Consider the following 21,183-nt stretch of genomic DNA (forward strand, 5'->3'; position numbering starts at 1 on the left):
CAAATGAGATTTCAATCCACGGCCGCTCGGGGGGCCGGAAGTCTCCACAATCGCGTGACACACGTATTCACGGTCTCAGGGGGACAAGAATGAAAAAAACACTTGCGGCAATCACACTCGCGAGCTCCATCGCACTCATGGGCGCAATGCCGGCAATGGCAGACAACCAGGGCCAAGGTCAGGGCCAAGGTCAGGGCCAAGGTCAGGGCCAGGGCCAGGGCAACGGCCAGGGCAACGGCCAGGGCAACGGCAAGGGCAACGGCAAGGGCAACGGCAACGGTCACTACCCGGCACCTCCCGCAAACGCCGCCGTTTCTGACGGCGTTGTTGGACCGGGTGCCCAGTTCGTTTTCCGTGGACACGGCTTTAAGGCCGGCGAAGGCCTCGTCATCAAAGTCACGCCCGGGACTAAGCCTGCATCAACGGGTGCAAGCGTCAACGGCCGTGGCATGAGCGTTCCCGGCAAGATCACGCTGCCACTGGCACCGCAGGAACTCTCCTCCCGCGCAGACGCCAGTGGCGCCTTCGCCCTCGCGCTCAGCATCGGCGAGCCGGGCGTATACACGCTCACCGCTACCGGTTTGGAGTCCGGCGTCACCGCCACCTCGAGCATCACGGTAGAAGGCGCAGTAGTAGCGGCCGCTTCCACTTCCACTTCCACGAGCGGATTGGCCAACACCGGCGCTGATTCCAACCTCATGATCTGGTCCCTGGTGGGCGCAGGTGCCCTGGCAGCTGGCGTAACCTCCGTTGTGGTGGTTCGCCGCCGCGCCAAGGCCGAGGTTGCAGTCTAGGTTCCAAACCACACGCACTAAAGATGGTGGTGGGGTTCATCGGGATACCGATGAACCCCACCACCATTCGTGTTAACACGTCATGGGGCCTGTCATGGCCAGTTGTGGTATTTACTAGAGCTATGGGGAGACCGGAATTTGCGGGGAGACATTGGCGCACAAAAAGAAGATGGCAGCCAGACTTTGCCATACCGTTGCCCACCCGACAGGCGCTCCCCTACATCCTCTTGACGTTCCTGGCCGCCGCCGCCTTGGGAACGGCGGCGTTGGCCGTTCTGAAGACCTCCTAGGGCCACTGTGAGGGTGCTGGTACGGCCCCGACTCTGGCAAGGAGTCCTGGGCGGCGCCTTTATCCTGCTGGCACTCATCGGGTTTTGGCCCAGCCCCGTGGACCGGCCCATCCAGGGCGAACTTGCCGCCTTTCTATTTTTGCTCCATGCGCTTGGCTTTCCCGGCTGGATCAATTACGCGTTCGTGGAGGCCTCCGCCAACGTGGTGCTTTTTATCCCTGTGGGAATCGCTGCCACCTTGGCCTTTCCCGGCCGGAAATGGTGGCAGAACGCGGCCTTGGGGCTCTTGGTTTCCACGTGCATGGAACTCGGACAGTTGTTGTTCCTCAGCAGCCGCTTCGCGAGCCCGCTGGATATTATTACCAATACTGCAGGCTGCGCGGCAGGCACCTTGATGGCAGCTGCCGCGCTCAAAGCCTTAAAAGACCAACAGGCCCAGCGCCTTTCAGCGCCGGGCCCGGCAGAGTCTCGCGTTTAGCTTGCTGCCTAATTAACGAATTCCTTCAACCAGGTCTTCAGCTCTTCACCGAATTCAACGCGGTCCGAGGCGATGGAAATGACCGCCTTCAGGTAGCTGAGCTTGTCGCCGGTATCGTACCGGCGGCCCTTGAAGACCACACCGTAAACGCCGCCGCCCTCGCAGTCGGACACGGCCAGGGTCTGGAGGGCATCCGTCAGCTGGATCTCCCCGCCACGTCCAGGTTCCGTTTCCTCCAGGACATCGAAGACCTCCGGATGGAGCACGTACCGCCCGATCACGGCCAGGTTGGACGGAGCGTCTTCCACGGCAGGCTTTTCCACGAGGCGGTTCACCCGGACGTAGTCCTCGCCTTCGACGGCGGAGATGTCCGCGCAGCCATAGGCGCTGATCTGGGACGGATCCACTTCGATCAGGGCGATCACCGAGCCGCCGGTCCTGGCCTGGACGTCGATCATGGTGCTGAGCAGTTCGTCGCGCTCGTCGATCAGGTCATCGCCCAGCAGTACGGCAAACGGCTCGTCTCCCACGTGCTGGCGGGCACACAGGACAGCGTGGCCCAAGCCCTTCGGGTCGCCCTGGCGGACGTAGTGCAGGGGACCCAGGTTGGAGGCGTGCTGGATCGCCTCCAAGCGGTCCAGATCGCCCTTCAGCTCCAGGGTCCGTTCCAGGACCGGGGCGCGGTCAAAGTGGTCCTCCAGCGCCCGCTTCTGGCGGCCGGTGATCATCAGCAGGTCGGTCAGACCCGCTTTGACGGCCTCCTCCACCACATACTGGATGGCCGGCTGGTCCACCACCGGCAGCATCTCCTTTGGCATTGCCTTGGTGGCAGGCAGGAAGCGTGTGCCCAATCCGGCAGCAGGAATAACGGCTTTTCTTATTGATTTCCCCAAAGTCATAGCTGCACCTTACAAATCAAAGGAGCAAAGTGGTAGTCGGGCCCGCAAGAGAGCCTAAAGACCCTTGAAAACCGGGCTGCGCTTCTCCTGGAAGGCCCGGAAACCCTCGGCGTAGTCCTCGCTCTTGCACAGCCGTGCCTGTTCTGCGTTTTCCTCTTCCATGGCCTCCCACAGGCCCAGCCGCTGGTCCCGGATGTGCGCCACGAGGTCCTTGCTGGCCCGGAACGCACCCGTGGCGCCGGTGGCAACGCTGGCCACGATGGCGCGGGTGTTCTCCAGCAGTTCCGCCGCGGGCATGGCCCGGCTGAACAGGCCCTGTGCCACGGCGTCGGCGCCGCTCATGAGCTCGGCGGTGTAGATCAGGTCCAGGGTCCGGTGCATGCCGAGGCGCTCGGTGAAATACCAGTGCCCGCCCGAATCGAGGGTGGCGCCGAGCTTGGCGAACGGTGAGCCGACCTTGGCGTTCTCCGCCACGTAGACCACATCCGTGGCCAGCAGCAGCCCCAGCCCCACGCCGAGGCAGGCGCCCTGGGCCGCGGCGAACGTGGGCGCGGGGAACGCGCTCATTTTCTTCAGCAGCGGCTGGACCAGCCCGCCCAGGTAGGCCTGCGCGTCATCGCTCTCCGGGGTCACTCCGGCAATGTCACGGCCGGCGCAGAAGGCCCGGCCCTCGCCGCGGAGCAGCAGCGCCCGGACTTCGCCGCGTGCGGCGGCGTCGGCGGCGCGATCGTACGCCTGGGACAAATCAGCGAGTGCCTGCTCGTCGAGGGAGTTCAGCTTGTGCGGGGCGTCGAGGACGACCTCGGCGACGCCGTCGGCGATGGAGAGGGAAATCATGGGGCTCCTTGGATTCGAAAAGGCAGGCGTCGAAAAAACCTAGACGTCGAAGTCGACCGTGACTTCCGGGGTGGTGGGGTGGGACTGGCAGGTCAGGACGTAGCCTTTGTCGAGCTCGTCCTGTTCCAGGGCGTAGTTCTCGTCCATGGTGACGTTGCCGCTGACCACCTTGGCCCGGCAGGTGCCGCAGACGCCGCCGGCGCAGGCGAACGGCACATCGGGGCGGACCCGGAGGGCGGCGTTGAGGATGGATTCGCGGGCGTGGGTGGGGCTGGCCACCTCGCCCTGCAGCCCGTCCAGCTTGAACGTAATCTTGTAGGTTTCCTTGGATTCGTCCGCGACCACAGGCCGGCCAATGTTGCCCTCGGGGCGGTCCGGCTTGCCGGAGGTGAACAGCTCGAAGCGGACGTGCTCCGGTGCGACGCCGCGCGCGGCGAGGGTGTCCCGGCACAGCTGTACGAGCTCGAACGGGCCGCAAAGGAACCATTCGTCGACGTCGTCGGCGTGTATGGCGGTGCCCAGCAGCGCCTGCAGCTTCTCGGCGTCGATCCTGCCGCTGAGCAGCGGCGCGATCCGCTGTTCACGCGAGAGCACGTGGTGCAGCGCCAGCCGGGCCGGGTATCTGTCCTTCAGGTCCGCGAGTTCTTCAAGGAACATCACGTCCATCGCAGCCTTGTTGGCGTAGACGAGGTCGAAGCGGGTCTCCGGGTGGGCCGCCAGCAGGGTGCGGGCAATGGCGATCACGGGAGTGATGCCGGAGCCCGCGGCAATCGCCACGAATGAGCCGGGCTCGCCCGCCAACTCTTCCGGATGGTTCATGGAGTTCATGACATTCTGCTCCACGGACTTGCCGTCGCGTCCGTGCTTGGAGACAAAGGCTCCCATGGGGCTCATGACGTCCAGGACGTCGCCGGCCTTGAGTTCGGCATTGGCCCACGTGGAGAACAGGCCGCCGAGGTCTTTCTTGATGGCCACGCGGATTTCGCTGCTGCCGTCCGCGAAACTGCGCGGTTCGGCACAGATCGAGTAGCTGCGGCGGATCTCGTGCGGCTGGCCGTCGGCGTCGGGCAAGGTGGTGCGCAGCGCGACGTACTGGCCCGGCAGGTAGTCGAACTGGCCGGCGAGCTCGGCCGGGACCCCGAACGTCACCTCGATGGCGTCGTCGGTGAGACGGCGGACTTCGTCCACCGTCAGGGTGTGGAAGGACGCACGACGGCGGCCGGTGGCTGCGGCCGACTCCGCGGCGGTCTGGCGGACAACCTTCATGGAAGCACCTGTTCCTTACAAGACTTTGAAGTAGTCGAACGGTTCCTTGCAGTCCTGGCACACGTAGAGGGCCTTGCAGGAGGTGGAACCGAAGCGGGTGAGTTCTTTGGTGTTCAGGGATGAGCACTGGGGACACTTGACGGCAAGCGAGAGCCGGACCGGGCCGGCGTGCCGGGTGGCCGCCGAGTGGCCCGAGGGTGGGGCTATCCCGTACTGCTCCAGCTTGGCCTTGCCTTCCTCGCTCATCCAGTCGGTGGTCCAGGCCGGCGAGAGGACAAGTTCGACCCGGACGCTCGGGTACCCCGCACGGTGGAAAACCGCGGTGAGGTCATCCCGGATGGCGTCCATGGCGGGGCAGCCGGAGTACGTCGGGGTGATGGTGACCTGGACGGCGGGAACCATCCCGCCGTCGTCAGTGCTTGGTTCCGTCGAGACCTGGACATCGCGCAGGATGCCGAGGTCCGCGATGGTGAGGACCGGGATTTCGGGGTCGCACACGGTGGCAGCGACCGCCCAGGCCTTCTCCCGGGCAGTATTGCCCTTGGCGGCGTTGCGGCGCTCGGCGGTTTCCGGATCGGAGACAAACATTTCCATGGTCTCTACCAGCTGGCTCCGGGGTACTCGCGGGCGAGCACCTGCATCTCGGCGAGGAGGTAGCCGAGGTGTTCGGAGTGCAGGCCGCGGCGGCCCCCGCCCGGTGATGGCTGGACGTTGGGGACCTCGAGCTCGGCTTCGGCCAGGATCTCGCCGGTGAGCCGGTCGAAGTCGTCGCGCAGGCTCGATGGCTGCGGCGCGGCGCCGGCTTCGCTGAGGCGTCCGGTGAGTTCGTCGTCGCGGAACAGCTCATCCACGAAGGGCCAGATGACTTTGAACGCCTGGATCATGCGCTGGCGCGATTCGTCCGTGCCGAGGGCCAGGCGCAGCACCCACTGGGCACTGTGGTCCCGGTGGTAGTCCACTTCCTTGACCGCCTTGGCGGCGATGCCGGCCAGGGTGGAGTCGGTGGAGGACGTCAGCCGGCGGTAGAGCTCGAACTGGTAGTAGCTGACCACGAACTGCCGGGCGATGGTGACGGCGAAGTCCCCGTTCGGCTGTTCGAAGAGCGCCGCGGAGCGGAACTCGTGCTCGCGGCGGAAGTAGGCGAGATCGTCTTCGCTGCGCCCGTCCAGGCCGCCGGCGTAGCTGAGGAAGGAGCGGGCGTGGCCCAGCTGGTCCAGGGCGATGTTGCCGAGGGCGACGTCCTCTTCGAGCTCCGGCGCGCGGGAGATCCAGTGGCCCAGGCGCTGGGCCAGGATCAGTGCGTCGTCACCCAGGCGCAGGGCGAACTCGGCAGCGTCTTCGCTTGGCTTCGCGGAGCCGCGGCTGACGGCGAGGGCGATGTCTTCCGGACGGAGGGCGTTGCCGGGGGTGATGCGGGTGGCGCTGGCGGTGGCCTCACCGCTGTTGCCGGAGCCCTTGACGCCGACGGAGATGTCGCCGTGGCCGGCCGTTTCTGCTGCTGCTTCAGGACTAGTGCTCACAGGTGCTTCACGCCCTCGCTCTTGGTGTAGTACGTGGCGTGGCGGTAGTCCTTGCCCTGGGGGGATTCAAAGAAGGAGCCTTTGGAATCGGGGTCACTGGAGGCGATGGCCTCGGCCGGGACCACCCAGATGGACACCCCTTCGTTGCGGCGGGTGTAGAGGTCCCGGGCGTTGCGCAGGGCCATGGCCGCGTCGGGTGCGTGCAGGGATCCTGCGTGGACGTGGGACAGGCCGCGGCTGGAGCGGACAAACACTTCCCAGATAGGCCAGACGTTTCCTGCTTGGGGTTCGGTGGTCATGCTGCGGATTCCTTCTCTGCTTGCTTCATTGCCTGCTTTTCCGCGTAGGCGGCGGCGGCTTCGCGCACCCAGGCGCCGTTCTGGTGTGCCTCGCGGCGCCGTTCCAGGCGCTGGGCGTTGCAGGGGCCGCGGCCGGCGAGGACTTCGTGGAATTCATCCCAGTCCAGCGGGCCGTGCTCCCATTTCTTGGTTTCCTCGTTGAAGCGGATGTCCTTGTCCGGGAGGGTGAGTTCCAGGACCTTGACCTGCTCCATCATCATGCCGACGAAGCGGTTGCGGAGCTCGTCGTTGCTGAACCGCTTGATGTTCCAGGCCATGGACTGCTTGGAGTTGGGCGAATCGTCATCCGGGGGGCCGAACATCATCAGGGCGGGAGCGTACCAGCGGTTTACCGCTTCCTGGGCCATCTGCTTCTGCTCGGGGGTGCCGTGGGAGAGTTCCAGCAGGATCTCAAAGCCCTGGCGCTGGTGGAAGGACTCTTCCTTGCAGACCCGGACCATGGCGCGGCCGTAGGGGCCGAAGGAGGCGCGGCAGAGCGGCACCTGGTTGGCGATAGCGGCGCCGTCGACCATCCAGCCGATGGCACCCATGTCGGCCCAGGTGCGGGCGGGGTAGTTGAAGATGGAGGAGTACTTGGCCTTGCCGTCCATCAGGTCCTGCATCATCTGATCGCGCGGCTGGCCGAGGGTTTCGGCAGCGGAATACAGGTAGAGGCCGTGGCCCGCCTCGTCCTGGACCTTGGCCATGAGGATGGCCTTGCGCTTCAGGCTCGGGGCGCGGGAGATCCAGTTGGCCTCGGGCTGCATGCCAATGATCTCCGAGTGCGCGTGCTGCGAGATCTGGCGCAGGAGCGTCTTGCGGTAGGCCGGCGGCATCCAGTCACGCGGCTCGATCCGGGAATCTTCCGCCATGACCTTGTCGAAATAGGCCTGGCCCTCGGCGTCGCGCCGGGCCGCGTCCTCGGGGCTCAGTTCATGCCGTGCCGGCGATGGCTCGGCGGGCACTGACTGCAGGGTCTGCGATGCCATGGTTGCTCCTAATGAATTTCCGATAAATAATTACCGACCGTTCGTTCAGGATATGCGGAAGGCTGGAGATGCGTCAAGGACGGCTGGCCGCTAAACCGCTGCGCCTTGGCCATCTATACCTAGAGCCACAAGGCTTGATACCCTTCAGCTCTAGGTATAGGAGGCGCGGTGCGGATTGATAAAGACCTGGTCGCCGCCTCGGCCACGCCCTTGGTGCTGGGCATTTTGGCCGAGGGCGACCTGTACGGCTACGCAATCCTCAAGCGGGTGAGTGAGCTCTCGGGCGGCGGCATGCAGTGGACCGACGGCATGCTCTACCCGCTTCTGCACCGGCTCGAGCGTCTCGGTTACGTATCCTCGCTGTGGGGTACCTCCGACGCCGGGCGCCGGCGCAAGCACTACACCATCACGCCGGCGGGCCGGGACGCCCTCGCCGACCGCCAGGAGCAGTGGACCGTCGTCGCAGACGCGCTGCGCCAGGTGTGGCAGACCACCCAGGGGCCGGCGGCCGCGACTGAGGGGTGGGCGTGATGACGCCACACGCTGAGCTGGAGGCCCAGATCGACCGGTGGCGCGGCTACGTTCAGCGGAACCGGGCGATCTCCCCCGCCGACGTCGACGAGCTGGAGGATCACCTGCGCGAGCAAATCGCCGACCGGCAGGCGACCGGCCTCGACGACGAGGAGGCCTTTCTCGTCGCCATCAAGCGCCTGGGCAACCTGGACGCCGTCTCACGCGAATTTGCCCGTGAGCACTCCGACCGGCTGTGGAAGCAGCTCGTCCTGGTACCGGCCGGCCCCGACGACGCCAGTGCGTCCGCGTGGCGCGAGCTGGCCGTCGTCCTGGCACTCGCCGTCGGGGCGGGTGTGGCGGTCAAGGCCGGCTCTGCCTGGTTCGACGACGGTGCAGCCTTGATGCGCAACTTGGGCCTGCTCGTCTTCCCCTTCCTGGCCGCGTACTTCGCGTGGAAGCGGCGCCTCACCGGTGCGGTGGCGGCGACACTGATCGTCCCGTTTGCCGCCCTGGCGGTCGCCCTCAACGTCTACCCGTTCGCCCCGGCCGGATCCACCGGGATGCTCGCCGCCCTGCACGCCCCGGTCATCCTGTGGCTGCTGACCGGGGTGGCCTACGTCGGCGGGAGGTGGCGGTCCGACAAGGGACGCATGGACTTCGTCCGGTTTACCGGCGAGCTAGCGGTCTACTACACGCTGCTGGCGCTGGGCGGCGCAGTCCTGATCGCCCTCACACTCGCGAGCCTCCGGGCTATTGGTGTCGATTTCCAGCCGGTCCTGGAAGACTGGGTTCTGCCGTTCGCCGTGCCCGGCGCCCTCGTCGTCGCGGCCTGGCTCGTCGAGGCCAAGCAGCAGGTTGTGGAAAATATCGCCCCCGTGCTCACCCGCGTTTTCACACCGCTGACCGTTGCCATGCTGCTGGTCCTTCTGACCGTGCTTGCCACAGCGGGCGGTTTCGTCGATATCGACCGCAACCTGCTCATCCTCATGGACGCAATCCTGGTGCTCGTCCTCTGTCTGCTGCTCTATTCGATTTCCGCCCGCGACCCGCTCGCCCCTCCCGGACTGTTCGATGCACTGCAGTTGGCCCTCGTCATCGCGGCCCTTGCGGTCGATGCCGTGATGCTGACCGCGATGCTGGCCCGTATCGCCGAGTTCGGCTACAGCCCCAACAAGATCGCCGCGCTCGGCCTGAACCTGCTGCTGCTGGTGCACTTGTTGCGCGCGGCCTGGCTCGCCGTCGGATTCCTGCGCGGCCGGCTCCCGTTTGCTGCCGTCGAGCGCTGGCAAACCCGCTACCTGCCGGTCTACGGCGCCTGGGCAGCAGTCGTGGTGGTGGTCTTCCCGCCTATCTTCGGCTTCATTTAGGCAGCAGGGTCTCCGCACAACAGAGAATGTCAGCCCTCGCCCATATCGTGCAAGGCTAGTGCCATGGATCTGGAGGTGTCGCCCGCGCTTACGATTCCCGCGTCGGAACTCGGCTGGCGGTTCTCGCGTTCGTCCGGGCCAGGCGGCCAACACGTCAACACGTCGGACAGCCGCGTCGAGCTCTCATGGGACGTCGCCGGCTCGGCGGCGCTTTCGGATGGCCAACGGCAGATGCTCCTCACGCGACTCGGACAACGCCTCATCGCCGGGGTGATCACCGTGACCGCATCGGAGCGGCGCTCCCAGCTGCGCAACCGCGAGATTGCTTTGGCCAAGCTCTCAGCCCTCGTGGCAGAGGGGCTTGCTCCCGAGGCTGCCCGCCGCCGGCCGACCAAACCCACCCGGGGCTCGAACCGGCGGCGCCTCGCCGCAAAGGAACAGCGGGCGGTGACGAAACGGCAACGTCAGCGGCCGTCCGCCGAGTAGCTCCGTCCAGTCACTTATCAGTCGCGGGCAGCCGGAGCGCACAGATGGAAACCTGTTCGATCGGCTAACCCGACGCGGCTGGATTCTAGGCTGCTGCCAGCCTCCGGAGCCGCGGGGCCGGCGCATATTCCGTCGGCGCAACGATGCTGAGCTGGCATTCTGACTGGAGCGGATCAATGGCGGCCGGGAGGTGGTGGGAGGCTGAGCACTCCCGCAACTGCTCGAGGGCCGCCGGTTCCACCACGGCGTGGCTGACATCCAACACAAGGTGGAGTCCTTCTTTCAGGTGGTTTGCCCGCTTGACCACCACGTACAGGGCCTGGAGGCTCCTCGCCGTCACATGTCCCTGCGCTGCTACTTCTGCCTGACCGCAGTCGAGGTCGAGCCTGACAAGAACCCGGAGTTTGTGGTTCAAAACGATTCCCCTGTTCGTGCATTCACCGCTTGGCCGCGACGCTGCGACCGGTTTGGCCGCGACGCTGCGACCGCAACCCAGCCTAGGCAGGGAGTGTGACGTAGGCAACAGTGCGCTTCATATCCGGGAAACCTCGCGTTATGTGCCGGTTTGTTGGCCACAAAGTGTTGATCGGCGGCCCCGGCGTACTGTATTGGGGGCCGCCATGGGGCCCCCAACCGCCGCGGCGAGGAACTACCTCACCGGATGCAGGACGAGCCAGCGCCGGCGTCTTGAGTCCGGACCGCCGGTGATAGCTTGAACTCGTGAACATCGGCGCAGGCAAGAAGCTCCCCCTCTGGGCCTCCGTGACCCTGAACATGCTGGTAGCCCTAGTGGCCGTCGCCCTGATCCAGGGGTTCCTGGTGAAGGCCTACCGGATACCGTCAGGATCGATGGAGCCGACGCTGCAGGGGTCTGCGGGCGACGGCGACAGAATCCTCGTGAACCGTCTTGCCTACGCTGGCTCAGAAGCACGCGCCGGTGACATCGTGGTGTTCACCCGCCCGGACAGCTGGCAGACGGAATCGGCGGTGGCACGCAGCGGCGGGTTCGCCGGGTTTGCCCGTTCGTTCGGCGATGTGACAGGGATCGGGCCCTCCAACGAGCAATTCCTGGTGAAGCGGGTGGTTGCGACCGGTGGCCAAACCATCAGCTGCTGCGGAGAGGATGGCAAGCTGCGCATCGATGGCCAGCCCCTCGACGAGCCCTACATTTTCGAGGATTTGCCGTTTGAGGCTGGCAGCAACGACTGCAAGACCAGCCCCGGTTCGCTCAGGTGTTTTCCTGCGTTTACAGTCCCCGAGGGAGAGCTCGTGGTGCTCGGGGACCACCGTTCGGTCTCGGTTGATTCGGCCATCGCCTGCCGGAGCCTGACTGTTGTAGCAGGCGTCTGCATGAGGACAATTAAGTCCTCGGCCGTCGTCGGTCAGGTGGCGGCGAGATTCTGGCCCCTTGACCGCGCTGGCGGAGTGGGCTGACTTTTCGGGGTAACGAAAATCCCCTCGGAGCGGTCGCTCCAAGGGGATATCTTCAGTGCTAACGCGCCTCAGTGCGACCGAGCGGCCACCGGCTCGACGGATTGATACGAGGTGTAGTACCTGTACGAGCCCGCGCCTGTGGTGGGCACGCGGTTGAGAATGGTGCCCAAGACGTTGCCGTTCACCCGCCCCAGGTTGCCGAGGGATTTGCCAAGCTCTTCATCGGTGGTCTTTCCGGACCTGACAACAACGATTGCTCCGTCGGCAATGCGTGTGAGGACGGCGGCGTCTGTCACGGGGAGCAACGGCGGGGCGTCAACCAGCACAATGGCGTCCTGTGCGAGGGTCCTGAGCAACGTCTTCATGGCCTGGGAGCCCAGCAGCTCACTGGGGTTCGGCGGGATCCGGCCGGACCCCAGCACCCGCAGGTTAGGCATCGCGCTCCATTCCTGCAGCACGTCTTCCAGCTCGGCGTGGCCGCTCAGGACGTCGGTTACACCCACGCCGGGGATCAGGTTGAATACGTCGACCAGGGTGGGGCGGCGTAGGTCGCCGTCGACCACTACAACGTTCTCACCGGCGGCGGCCATGGTGACCGCCAGATTGGCCGTCACCGTCGATTTACCCTCGGCCGGAACTGAACTCGTCACCACAATGATCCGCGGCGGATTGTCGACGTCGACGTACTGGAGATTTGTCCGGAGCTCCCTCAGGGCTTCGGTGATGGCATGCGAACCTTCGCCCGATGCGACCGGGCTGAATCCATCGTCCAGCACGGTGCTTTTCCCGTCCAAGCGGTGGTCCACCGGGAGCGTGCCCAGCACGGGCACGCCGAACCGGCGCTCGATCGCAGTGGCACTGCGGAGCCTGCGGTCCAAACGGTGGCGAAGCATGGCGTAGAGGATGCCAAAAACCAGGCCGGCCAAGGCTCCGATGGCCAGGGCCAGCTTCACGTTGGGAGATGTTGGGGCGGTCGGCAGGAGGGCTTGGCCGAGGGGCACCACGCGGATGACCGGTACGGGGACGACGTTCGAGCCTTCCACCGCTTGGATGCTTTCCAATTCCTTGACTTGCTCGGCGAGGCCCATGACCCAGGCATCCGCGACCCGTTGGGCCATCGCGGGGTCAGTGGACGTGGCCGTGACGGCAAGCTGGGCGCTTTCCTTCGGTACGGACACGGTGACGGCCCCCAGGAGAGCGTCCGGCGAAGTGGTGAGGCCAAGGGACTTGACGACTCGCTCGGCCACAAGCCTGGACTTGGCCACAGACTCGTACTTGGCGGCCTTGGTCTGGGCCAGGTTCTCGCTCATGAGCGAAAGGCTGAGGTTATCCGAGCCGCCTGCCACCACGATCCCGCTGGACTGCGCCGAGTAGATCTTCGGCTGAAGGAGGGTCCAGCAAAAAGCGAGCACGGTGAGAGCCAGGGTGAAAGCCAAGATGCCCTTCCACCGGGCCCGGGCGATGCGCAGGTAGTCCTCCAGGGCAAGCCCCGCGGGTGTCTGCCCGTTGTTCTCGGCCGTCTCAAAACCAGTCACGTGTTGGTCCTCTCCCCCGTGCCTGGTCCCAACGACCCACACGAAAAGTTACTTTACGGTACGGTGACCGCGTTGGTGTGCATATTAACCGCGCAGGAGCAATCCCTGGCCGACGAGGCCCTCCACGGCCGCATCGAGCAACACTTCATAGCCCTCGGGCAGCCCGTGTACGGCCTCAATTCGGGCTGCCAAAGTCTGCAGCGAGACGGGACGCTGGGCTGTCTGCCAGATGATCGGTCCGATGCCACTGAGCCTGATGACTTCAGTTTCCGTCAGAACCAGAAGGTCTCCGCCGATTTCTACTGCGTCAACGGCGTCGGTCCGTTGCAGCCAGCCTCCGGGGATCGGTTCTTCCTTCTTTTCACCTGCCTGGTGATCTGCCTGCTCCGCTTCCGACTCCAGCAGGGCGGGAGCCCATGCGGTGATGACTTCTGGCCGGTCATAGGGCTGCGCCAAAAACAGCGGCGCCAGGCTGTCCGTTAGGTCCGCGGCTTCGGAATAGCTGACACGGAGCACTCCGCCCACGCTGTCAATCAGCCGGCAGAGCGACTGAAGCGGCTGGAACACGGCAGCCTGGGAGGAGGTGTCCGGGATCAGCGCAAGCACTGCATCCACCAGAGGGACCGGCTCGATGACGGGGAGCTGATACTCGCCGCCGGTAACCCTGTCGAGCAGTGCGATGGACGTGATGCGAGGGCTTTCCGGTGCGACTTTCAGGCCAAGTTCGTCCGGGCCCACCTGGAGTTTCGCTGCGCCCGTTGTTGTCTGCTTGACCGACAGCGGCTTCGGGTACGGCTCGATTGTCCCGTCAGCACGGATTGCAACAGTTTCGTCAGTTATGTAGCCGAAAGTCTGGGCAAGCTGCGAAGAGGCGGTGGTCTTTCCGGTGCCGGATTTTGCGACCAAGGCAATGACCGCGCCCTCGGCATCGGCCACACCGCAGGCGTGGAGCATCGTCAACTCGCCGGCGCGCTCAAGGATGGCAGCGACAGTGACCTCCGAGGTCACGGCTTCGGCCAAGACCTCGAACGTGTCCGCGCCGAGATGCTTCACCCCGCCTCCGGGGAGCTTCGAATCAAAGTGGAGGGAAGCGGTGAAGGGTTGGGCTGAGACGCTGGGCTCCGCTACCGATGTGACGGACCTCAGATCTCCTAAGCAACGGCTCCAGGCCTCAGCCATCGCTTGCCGTTGAGTAAGTGTGGTGGCCGCACCCCACCTGACTGTGAAGTTGATACCCAGCACGTCAAGGGACAAGTCATTGGGCGCGCTCAATCAATCTCACCAATCCGGCAACGCCTTAAAACCTCACTGCCCTCTACCAGCAGATACCCGCGCTGCAAGAACCGTTCTGACATGGCAACCCCAACATGATCCCCGATATTTTTGCTTCTGGCCATTAGATCACTAATGGCCTATTGCACGAGCCGGAGCATCTGCAGTGGAGCCCCCTACACCTAGGGCTTCCTGAGAGTGGCAAACCTGTGAACCGCTGTGAGAGTTGTGCGCTCGTTGGTGGCGGAGTCGATGACGGTGACAGTCACGGTGACGGTGTAGTTCAACACTGTGCCCTTGTTCGGCGCCGAACCATTGCCCGTTCTGGAATAAGATCCGAAAGTGAAAGCCTCGGAAGTACCCCCGGCCGGCACAGCCAATGCTCCGCTCCAGCTTCCCGCAGACACGGCCGTGTTGTTGATCTTGCCGATCACGAGCCCTATGCCGGAGTTGGCCGTGGTCGTATCTGCGGGATCGATGGCGATGCTTACGGACGCAGTTCCCGACATGACAGCACCGGTTGTCGAGACGGAGAAGCCCTTGGGACCCGTTCCCAGCACGGCTGGCGTTCCCGTGACAATCGGATCAGCCGTGCTGGGGACAATGCTTGCTGACAGAACTGGCTTTAGAGAGGCAACAAAGACCATCGCGGGCAGAACAGTCTTCTTGGTGGCGGACTCGACCACGGTGACCGTTACGGTGACGGTGTAACTCAGTACGGCGTCTTTCGGCACCGTACTCGTTCCCGTTCTCGTATACACGAAGTCGTAAGGAGAGGACTGCCCGCTGGGCGGCAGGGCCGAAGCGGTGACGGCGAGGCCAATGCCAGCAGTCTTCGCAGCAGCGTCGGGTTCGATAGCAATGACGACTGAAATAGCTCCCGCCACAGCAGCACCGGTCGTGGCGACAGCGAAGCCCTTGGGCCCCGTTCCATGCATCAGCCTAGTTCCGATGACCGTTGGAGCCGTCGTGCCGAGAACAAGGCCTGCCGACAATGTCGGCTGCGGCGTCGATGCCGCAGCGGCCGGCGCTGCTATAGCTGCCGCGATCACGGGCAGACTCCACGCGGCGCCCTTAACAACTGCACGGCGGTCGAAACTAGCTTTCGGTGCAGCCAGGCTCTTGATCTCCGACATCTTTTACCCCAAGTCGTGTGCGGCGGAGAGCCCCCAGTCGAGCAAGCTCCTGCCGAGCGTTTCGGCATCCTTTGACGACTGTACGCAGAAAAGCATGAATCTTCAATATCAAGATGCTTTATTTTCAAGAACGACAGAATTAGCCACTATCTCCTTGAATCGATCTGGTCGCGCCCTGCGCGGCTAGACTCGGGAACCACGTCGCTGGCAAGAGTTTCGATAATGGAAGTTGGATAAACCTTGGAATCCCCTCGCCCCGTTCGGATCCTGACGGTCTGCACCGGCAACATCTGCCGCTCGCCGGTGGCCGAGCGCCTGCTGCAGGCGGGCCTGGATCAAGTGCAGCCCGGTACTTATGTGGTTCGAAGCGCCGGCACGCGGGCCATGGTGGGCGATCCGATCCAGCCGAGCTCTGCGGACATCATCAGGACGTACGGCGGCACTCCGGACGGTTTTGCGGCGCGCCAACTGACGCAAAAGATCCTCCGGGAGTCCGATCTGGTGTTGGCGATGACCGCTAAACACCGCGGCGAGGTAATGCAGATGGATGCCTCTTTGCTGAAGCGGACTTTTACTATCCGCGAGTTTGCCCGGATGCTGAAGGTCCTTGAGCAGCGCGACGCGGACACCCCCGCACCCTCCCCCGCCAGCGACACTCCATCCTTTTGGCGGGAACTCCCCGGCCGGGCGGCGTCAGTTCGGCACCTGGCACTGGCGCCGGACGCCGCCGACAACGATGTTGTGGATCCCTACCGGCGCGGGCAGGAGTTGTATGACCAGATGGAGGACGAGCTCGCCCCGGCCATCCTCGCCATCCTGCGTTTCGCCCGCCTCCACAGCTGACTTCGCTTCCTTCAGCCGCGGTTCACCGGCGCCGAAACCGGTCTTGGACAGTACTCTTGACGGTGACGGTCTGGGAGGACGGCAAATGAATGTGGATCTGACAACAGCCGACGAGAATGAGCGTGTCAGGCTGGTGTCCCTGCACGGCTTATCCCTGTTGGATACACGGGCGGAGGAACGCTTTGACCGGATCACCCGTGCCGCCCGTGAACTGTTCAATGTCCCCGTAGCCGCCGTGAATCTGTTGGACAGCGACCGGGTGTTCGTGAAGTCACCGCAAGGAACGGGCTTGAGGGAGATCGACCGGAAGGACACCTTCTGTGACGCCGCGATCGCCCAACCGGAAATCCTGATGGTCCCGGACGCGATGGCGGACCGGCGGTTCTTGGACCTGCCTGACGTCGTCGGCGGACGCGGGGTCCGGTTTTATGCCGGCCGGCCGCTGAGCGTGGATGCAGGCAGCAGGGTCGGCACTCTCTGCCTGTTTGACACCCAGCCGCGTGAGCTTTCCGAGGTTCAGCTCCGGCAGTTGGATGAACTCGGAAGCTGGGCCGAACGTGAGCTCCAAGACTCCGCAGACCGGGACCGTGCCCGAGCCGTGCAGCAGGCCCTACTGCCATCCTCCACGCCGGGCGCACCGCACTATCAGATTTCCGGGATCTGCCTGCCGAAAGGGGACGTGGGCGGGGACTTTTACTCGTGGAGCGAATCGGAAGACGGTGTGGATCTGATGCTTGCCGATGTGATGGGCAAGGGGACGGCTGCGGCGCTCATGGCCGCCACCGTCCGCAGCGCGGTACGCAGTACAGGAGGCAACGCGCCCGGTGCGGTTATGGACGGGGCCAGCAGGCTCCTCGCAGAGGACCTGGAGAACACGGCCACCTTTGCGACGGCCTTCCTGGCAAGGCTTGAGCCGGCCAGCGGGCGCCTGGAGTACGCCGACGCCGGTCATGGCCTGAGCATCATCGTCGCCCTTGACGGCTCCTACCGCCGCCTGCCCTGTCGCGGGCTGCCGCTGGGACTCGGTGAACCAGGCTCGTGGGGCACGGCACATACTGTCCTCGCCCCGGGAGAGACCCTCGCGAGTTTCACCGACGGGCTCCTGGACCTCTACGACGGTACCTTGGCCGCGCTCGATGACCTCGCCGCCCTCGTCCGCGACCATACCCCCGCACAGCTCACCGCCCTCCTGCAGGACCTCCACCGGGAGACCCAGCCGGATGACGACGTCACAGCTATCTTCCTCACCCGCCTTCAGGTGGCCGCCTAGCACACCCTCTGGGGAGGCTGGTGGCGGTTCTGGCCGCCGCGGCGCCCGTCAGGTGGGGATGACGCGAAACAGAAAGCGTGTCCGGACCATCACCCAAAGAACGGCCAGCACCACCACGTATGCGGCCGTGTTCAGCAGGACTCGGCCATCCTGCAGGGCGGGGATATTGGATATGACAGCGATCAGCACTACATGCATGATGAAAACGTAGAGTGTGGCCCGTCCGAGGGGAATCAAGAACCACCCCAAAATACGCTCCACGGGCTTCCAATAGGCCGTTAGGAACGCGTAGACCGCCACTACCAGCAGCACTACGTTGAGCAACCTTCCCGGCTCCAGATAGGTACGGCCGAAAAAGGCATCGTACATGGCACGGTAGGTGGCGTCCGGCATGACGGCCAGCCGGGCATCAAACCCGTTGGCAAGATACGGATTACAGAAGGACAGGAAAGCCAGTGCGGCGGCGGCCGCCGTGCAAGCGACCACCACCCAGGTCCGACGGCCCAGCCAGGCGATGATGGCCGCCCGATGGTACCCGGCCACCAGACCGAGCACGAAGAGGACCTGCCATACCATCAGCGGAAAGGAGTCCTCGAACTGCGAGGGCAGCAGCCGGATCCTGAACACAGCACCCGCCGCGTAGAGAGCTGCGGTCGACGCCAGCACCCACAGCACCTTTCCCCGGGACAACGCCGCCAATACCAGGGGGCTGACGATGAGCAGCACCACATAGAGGCCCATGACGTTGAACTGCCAGGGCCCGAACTTCAACAGCAGGATCCCGGGGATCACTTCGGGGGGCACCGGAAACTGCAGTAGGGACCCCATTCCCGCGTAGAGGTCATAGGCGCGGCCCGATCCCCCGCGCCCCGCGGCGCCCGTTCCCTGGTCAACGAATGACGTCAGGGCATCCGCATTGACAGCCGGCACAAGGGAAAAGAGGAAGACGCCGAGCAGAACCACCAAGGCCGTGCCGTACAGTTTTCCCGCGCGCCTCCCGGCATGGTCCACCACGTCACCAAGGTGGTCCGTGACCCGCGGACCGAACACCATGCCCAGGACCAACCCGGAAAAAAGGACAAAGAGTTCCGCCCCGGACACGAAGCCCACGGCCTCCTGAGTGAACAACTGAAAAAGCGAAGTCATGCCCAAGTGATTGACCACCACAAACACAATGGCGAGCCCACGCAGGAGATCGACCCTTGAATCCCGGGAAGAGGGGTCCTTGTACGACCAGCCCGAAACGCGGCGCAAACGCCGGGGAGCGGCCCACAACAGGAACAACACCAACACCACAGCGGCACCAACGCCCCAGACTGCCACGCCAGAAAGGACCTGACCGGCGTCCGGCACGGAAGCACTCGGGTCTTTGGTGGCAGTGACGGGTCCCGTTACCAGGGTGGAGCCTTCCAAGCGGTTTCCGGCCGCTGCCGCGAGGTCCGGCCGTCCGGTCAGCCGCCAATCGATAGCGGCCACACCGTTGTCCCTGGTGCTCATCTTCTCATCCCAGACCACGGCCTCGACACCGCTGAACCGCTCTGACGAGGACTCAGCAAGCACTTGCCCCCACCAGGAAAGCTTGATGGCGGACTCCTCAGCGCCGCCGACTGTGGGGCTGTAGAACGCTGCAGTCTGGAGCATCAGTGGCTTAGCACGTCCTTGGACGTAGGCGCCGTAGAAATTGCCGTAGGAACCACCGGCCTCGTGACCGGTCAGCATGTCTGCCAGCTCCCCGGACGCCGGCAACGAGTTCACGGCGGCTCCGCCACGGGTGTCGTCATGGTAGGCGCTCAGCCCGACCCACTCAACGACGTCGTCCCCGGGATAGTACGGCGAGTAGCCGTCATCAGCACCATCCCAGACACCGTCCCCGTTGGAGTCCAGGATCCGATACCCGTCAGAGCCGGGCCCGGGCGCGTTGCGGTTCCGCTCAAAGGGGTAATCCTTGGCCAGGAAGGGCTCCCAGACCATGACAGTGCCGGCGTCGTCAATGGAGCCAAACGCGGCTGCCACCGCCCGAAAGGCGGCCACATAGGCAGCTGGCTGCTGGCCCCAGCTCACCCAGCTGGAGTTCATGTCCGGGGCAAACCGGATGAACACTTTCCCGGGAATCCCCTCCGTGAGCCGGCCGATCTCCTGCGCAAAGGCAAGAGCCCTAACAGCATCGATCTGCTCCAACGGAACAGCGGGCTTTACCGTCAGCTGGGCATGGGCGCCCAGGGAGCCTGCCTGCTCGACGAACTTGCGGACATCCGCCTTCTCGGATTCCCGGACCGGCACGGTGACATCGTGGCTGAAAATGCCCGGCGAGGAACCCAGCCGTTCAGAGAACCCCGCCGCGCTATCCTCGCCCCATTGCAATGCTGCACCGAGGAGAGGACCGTGACCCTCCGCCGGACCCGTTGAACCGGACGAGGCACGTGCCGGTTCGGCCGCCGGACCAGCAACGGAACCACCCATCGGGTCGGCGTCCGCAACCATGGCCGGGCCCGCAATAAGCAGGAACAGGAAAGCCGGCAGGAACGCTGCATAAAGGAGTCCGCGGCCCGGCACTCGGGCATCTCCAACCGTGGCCGAACGCCGCGCGCCGCGATGCTTCATCTGCCCCTCCCCACGGGGATATCCGGACCCCTCTGTGAGGCCACCGCCCGATACTATCGGGCCGAGGCAGTCCAGATGACCAGGCCACGCACCGCCGGAAGTGTTGATGGACGGGCCCGGTGTACTGTATTGAGGGCCTCCACGGCGCCCGTGCGGCCCTGGCATTGGTCAAAATGGAATCCGGGCACCATGCCCGGCCAACTTAGAGGAACACATGACACACCCCTTCGACAGCCCAGACGACGCCGGCAGGGCGGAACTCCGCGAGCGGCGGCCCGCGAAGAAACGCCGGGGCCGCATCGTGCTGATCGCCGTCGCCGTGGTGGTGGCGCTCGTCGCGGTGGTGGCTGGCGGCTATCTCTTCAACCTCGCCCACACCTTCGACTCCGGTAGCAGAAAGATCGACCAGGCCTTCCCGGAGGAGTCCACGCGCCCGAAGAAGACTGACACGTCGATGAACATCCTGGTGATGGGCAGCGACAGCCGCGGCGCCGCCGAGCCCGACACCGCCAGCACGCCCACTGACCAGCGCGCGGACACGCTGATGCTCGTGCACATTCCGGCTGACCGCAAGAACATCTACACGATGTCCGTCATGCGCGACCTCTGGGTGGACATCCCCGGGCACGGCGAGGCGAAAATCAACTCGGCGCTGGCCCTTGGCGGAACGCCGCTGATGGTGCAGACCATCGAGTCGATCTTCCAGCAGCGCATCGATCACGTGGCGATGATCGACTTCGAGGGCTTCAAGGGGCTCACCGACGCGCTGGGCGGGGTGACCGTTAACACCAAGCTGCCGTTTACGTCGAACGATCTGAAGGGCCAGTCCTTCGCCCCGGGCCAACACACCTTCAACGGAACCGAAGCCCTGGCCTTCGTCCGCGAACGTCACGCCTACGCGGACGGCGACTACCAGCGGGTCCGCAACCAGCAGGAGTTCCTGCGGGCCATCATCAAGAAGTCCACCGCCGGCCAGACGCTGAGCAACCCAATCACTATCAACAACATGGTGGGCGCCGTGTCGCCGTTCGTCACTGTGGACAAGACCTTTGATTCGGGAGCCGTGGCCGGGCTGGGACTCGAGCTCAAGGACATCCGGGCACAGAACACCGTCATGTTCACGCTGCCCACCAACGGCGTCGGAACGTCCGCGGACGGCCAGTCGATCGTGCTGGCCGACCCGGCCGCCATCCAGAAGATCTCCGCAGCGATGGCCTCCGGCACCCTGGGCGAATACGTCGCGGCGAACAAGTTCGAGAACGGCAACTAAGCCCGGCCGGGTGAGGCGCCCAGAGAGGCCCTTGGACCCATAGTC

General features: G+C 64.8%; 21 protein-coding genes. 9 read left to right on the top strand and 12 right to left on the bottom strand.

All coding sequences use genetic code 11. The features are described 5' to 3' along the window. Positions 1–89: 89 nt before the first annotated feature. Together ARTB_RS18965 and ARTB_RS18970 are read left to right on the top strand one after the other, a co-directional pair. Positions 90–794: an LPXTG cell wall anchor domain-containing protein gene (locus ARTB_RS18965; protein WP_243181884.1), complete on the top strand. Its 705-nt coding sequence runs from the start codon at positions 90–92 to the stop codon at positions 792–794. 387 nt (positions 795–1,181) lie between these two features. Then, entirely contained in the window at positions 1,182–1,562 is a 381-nt protein-coding gene (locus ARTB_RS18970) for a VanZ family protein (protein ID WP_243181885.1), read from the top strand. An 8-nt stretch (positions 1,563–1,570) separates the two neighbouring features. Here ARTB_RS18970 and galU read toward each other — a convergent pair whose 3' ends face one another. From galU to paaA, 7 genes are read right to left on the bottom strand one after another with little or no spacing between them, the layout of a single operon-like run. Next, positions 1,571–2,461, bottom strand: coding sequence for a UTP--glucose-1-phosphate uridylyltransferase GalU (galU, locus tag ARTB_RS18975; protein WP_243181886.1), 891 nt, complete (start codon positions 2,459–2,461; stop codon positions 1,571–1,573). A gap of 54 nt (positions 2,462–2,515) precedes the next feature. Further along, positions 2,516–3,298, bottom strand: a complete 783-nt coding sequence (locus ARTB_RS18980) for an enoyl-CoA hydratase/isomerase family protein (RefSeq protein ID WP_243181887.1) — start codon at positions 3,296–3,298, stop codon at positions 2,516–2,518. A 39-nt stretch (positions 3,299–3,337) separates the two neighbouring features. Beyond that, positions 3,338–4,564, bottom strand: a complete 1,227-nt coding sequence (gene paaE, locus ARTB_RS18985) for a 1,2-phenylacetyl-CoA epoxidase subunit PaaE (RefSeq protein WP_243181888.1) — start codon at positions 4,562–4,564, stop codon at positions 3,338–3,340. Between the two features lie 15 nt (positions 4,565–4,579). After that, the gene (gene paaD, locus ARTB_RS18990; protein WP_243181944.1) at positions 4,580–5,152 is read right to left on the bottom strand and encodes a 1,2-phenylacetyl-CoA epoxidase subunit PaaD; all 573 of its coding nucleotides are present in this window, start codon (positions 5,150–5,152) and stop codon (positions 4,580–4,582) included. 11 nt (positions 5,153–5,163) lie between these two features. Then, on the bottom strand, positions 5,164–6,084 hold the full coding sequence (gene paaC, locus ARTB_RS18995) for a 1,2-phenylacetyl-CoA epoxidase subunit PaaC (RefSeq protein ID WP_243181889.1): 921 nt from the start codon (positions 6,082–6,084) through the stop codon (positions 5,164–5,166). Continuing rightward, complete coding sequence (gene paaB / locus ARTB_RS19000) at positions 6,081–6,383, bottom strand: 1,2-phenylacetyl-CoA epoxidase subunit PaaB (protein WP_028277739.1); 303 nt, start codon at positions 6,381–6,383, stop codon at positions 6,081–6,083. Before paaB ends, paaC begins: the two co-directional genes overlap by 4 nt. After that, positions 6,380–7,411 carry a 1,2-phenylacetyl-CoA epoxidase subunit PaaA gene (gene paaA, locus ARTB_RS19005; protein WP_243181890.1) on the bottom strand — a complete coding sequence of 344 codons (1,032 nt, stop codon included), beginning with the start codon at positions 7,409–7,411 and terminating at the stop codon, positions 6,380–6,382. The genes paaB and paaA overlap by 4 nt, the downstream gene beginning before the upstream one ends. Positions 7,412–7,579: 168 nt before the next feature. Between paaA and ARTB_RS19010 the strand changes: the two genes are divergently transcribed. The 3 genes from ARTB_RS19010 to arfB all read left to right on the top strand — a co-directional run bounded on the left by ARTB_RS19010 (position 7,580) and on the right by arfB (position 9,777). Beyond that, a complete protein-coding gene (locus ARTB_RS19010; protein WP_243181891.1) occupies positions 7,580–7,942 on the top strand; it encodes a PadR family transcriptional regulator in 363 nt (120 codons plus the stop codon). Beyond that, positions 7,942–9,291: a permease prefix domain 1-containing protein gene (locus ARTB_RS19015; RefSeq protein WP_243181892.1), complete on the top strand. Its 1,350-nt coding sequence runs from the start codon at positions 7,942–7,944 to the stop codon at positions 9,289–9,291. The genes ARTB_RS19010 and ARTB_RS19015 overlap by 1 nt, the downstream gene beginning before the upstream one ends. A gap of 63 nt (positions 9,292–9,354) precedes the next feature. Beyond that, positions 9,355–9,777 (top strand): alternative ribosome rescue aminoacyl-tRNA hydrolase ArfB, encoded by a 423-nt coding sequence (gene arfB / locus ARTB_RS19020; protein ID WP_243181893.1) that lies wholly within the window; start codon positions 9,355–9,357, stop codon positions 9,775–9,777. 85 nt (positions 9,778–9,862) lie between these two features. Here arfB and ARTB_RS19025 read toward each other — a convergent pair whose 3' ends face one another. Further along, the gene (locus ARTB_RS19025) at positions 9,863–10,192 is read right to left on the bottom strand and encodes a hypothetical protein (protein ID WP_243181894.1); all 330 of its coding nucleotides are present in this window, start codon (positions 10,190–10,192) and stop codon (positions 9,863–9,865) included. 305 nt (positions 10,193–10,497) lie between these two features. Between ARTB_RS19025 and lepB the strand changes: the two genes are divergently transcribed. Beyond that, complete coding sequence (gene lepB / locus ARTB_RS19030; protein ID WP_243181895.1) at positions 10,498–11,211, top strand: signal peptidase I; 714 nt, start codon at positions 10,498–10,500, stop codon at positions 11,209–11,211. Between the two features lie 68 nt (positions 11,212–11,279). Here the strand turns inward: lepB and ARTB_RS19035 are convergent, their stop codons facing one another. The 3 genes from ARTB_RS19035 to ARTB_RS19045 all read right to left on the bottom strand — a co-directional run bounded on the left by ARTB_RS19035 (position 11,280) and on the right by ARTB_RS19045 (position 15,154). Next, on the bottom strand, positions 11,280–12,746 hold the full coding sequence (locus ARTB_RS19035; RefSeq protein ID WP_243181896.1) for a polysaccharide biosynthesis tyrosine autokinase: 1,467 nt from the start codon (positions 12,744–12,746) through the stop codon (positions 11,280–11,282). 84 nt (positions 12,747–12,830) lie between these two features. Further along, on the bottom strand, positions 12,831–13,799 hold the full coding sequence (locus ARTB_RS19040) for a hypothetical protein (RefSeq protein ID WP_243181897.1): 969 nt from the start codon (positions 13,797–13,799) through the stop codon (positions 12,831–12,833). Positions 13,800–14,200: 401 nt separating this feature from the next. Continuing rightward, on the bottom strand, positions 14,201–15,154 hold the full coding sequence (locus ARTB_RS19045; RefSeq protein ID WP_243181898.1) for a hypothetical protein: 954 nt from the start codon (positions 15,152–15,154) through the stop codon (positions 14,201–14,203). A 240-nt stretch (positions 15,155–15,394) separates the two neighbouring features. On the opposite strand from ARTB_RS19045, the gene ARTB_RS19050 reads away from it, so the two are divergent. Further along, complete coding sequence (locus ARTB_RS19050) at positions 15,395–15,997, top strand: arsenate reductase/protein-tyrosine-phosphatase family protein (protein ID WP_243181899.1); 603 nt, start codon at positions 15,395–15,397, stop codon at positions 15,995–15,997. 85 nt (positions 15,998–16,082) lie between these two features. Further along, the gene (locus ARTB_RS19055; RefSeq protein ID WP_243181900.1) at positions 16,083–17,267 is read left to right on the top strand and encodes a PP2C family protein-serine/threonine phosphatase; all 1,185 of its coding nucleotides are present in this window, start codon (positions 16,083–16,085) and stop codon (positions 17,265–17,267) included. A 48-nt stretch (positions 17,268–17,315) separates the two neighbouring features. Here the strand turns inward: ARTB_RS19055 and opgC are convergent, their stop codons facing one another. Beyond that, positions 17,316–19,868, bottom strand: coding sequence for an OpgC domain-containing protein (gene opgC, locus ARTB_RS19060; protein ID WP_243181901.1), 2,553 nt, complete (start codon positions 19,866–19,868; stop codon positions 17,316–17,318). Between the two features lie 214 nt (positions 19,869–20,082). Here opgC and ARTB_RS19065 point away from each other — a divergent pair, with 214 nt between their 5' ends. After that, complete coding sequence (locus tag ARTB_RS19065; RefSeq protein WP_243181902.1) at positions 20,083–21,138, top strand: LCP family protein; 1,056 nt, start codon at positions 20,083–20,085, stop codon at positions 21,136–21,138. Positions 21,139–21,183: the final 45 nt, after the last annotated feature.

Origin of the sequence: Arthrobacter humicola (assembly GCF_022803015.1) — a bacterium.
In the GTDB taxonomy this organism is placed as follows: domain Bacteria; phylum Actinomycetota; class Actinomycetes; order Actinomycetales; family Micrococcaceae; genus Arthrobacter; species Arthrobacter humicola_A.

Coding starts and splice junctions, on each gene's coding strand:
- ARTB_RS18965 (WP_243181884.1), top strand. CDS start 90: ATGAAAAAAACACTTGCGGCAATCACACTCGCGAGCTCCATCGCACTC.
- galU (WP_243181886.1), bottom strand. CDS start 2,461: ATGACTTTGGGGAAATCAATAAGAAAAGCCGTTATTCCTGCTGCCGGA.
- ARTB_RS18980 (WP_243181887.1), bottom strand. CDS start 3,298: ATGATTTCCCTCTCCATCGCCGACGGCGTCGCCGAGGTCGTCCTCGAC.
- paaE (WP_243181888.1), bottom strand. CDS start 4,564: ATGAAGGTTGTCCGCCAGACCGCCGCGGAGTCGGCCGCAGCCACCGGC.
- paaD (WP_243181944.1), bottom strand. CDS start 5,152: ATGTTTGTCTCCGATCCGGAAACCGCCGAGCGCCGCAACGCCGCCAAG.
- paaB (WP_028277739.1), bottom strand. CDS start 6,383: ATGACCACCGAACCCCAAGCAGGAAACGTCTGGCCTATCTGGGAAGTG.
- paaA (WP_243181890.1), bottom strand. CDS start 7,411: ATGGCATCGCAGACCCTGCAGTCAGTGCCCGCCGAGCCATCGCCGGCA.
- ARTB_RS19015 (WP_243181892.1), top strand. CDS start 7,942: ATGACGCCACACGCTGAGCTGGAGGCCCAGATCGACCGGTGGCGCGGC.
- arfB (WP_243181893.1), top strand. CDS start 9,355: ATGGATCTGGAGGTGTCGCCCGCGCTTACGATTCCCGCGTCGGAACTC.
- ARTB_RS19045 (WP_243181898.1), bottom strand. CDS start 15,154: ATGTCGGAGATCAAGAGCCTGGCTGCACCGAAAGCTAGTTTCGACCGC.
- ARTB_RS19055 (WP_243181900.1), top strand. CDS start 16,083: ATGAATGTGGATCTGACAACAGCCGACGAGAATGAGCGTGTCAGGCTG.
- opgC (WP_243181901.1), bottom strand. CDS start 19,868: ATGAAGCATCGCGGCGCGCGGCGTTCGGCCACGGTTGGAGATGCCCGA.
- ARTB_RS19065 (WP_243181902.1), top strand. CDS start 20,083: ATGACACACCCCTTCGACAGCCCAGACGACGCCGGCAGGGCGGAACTC.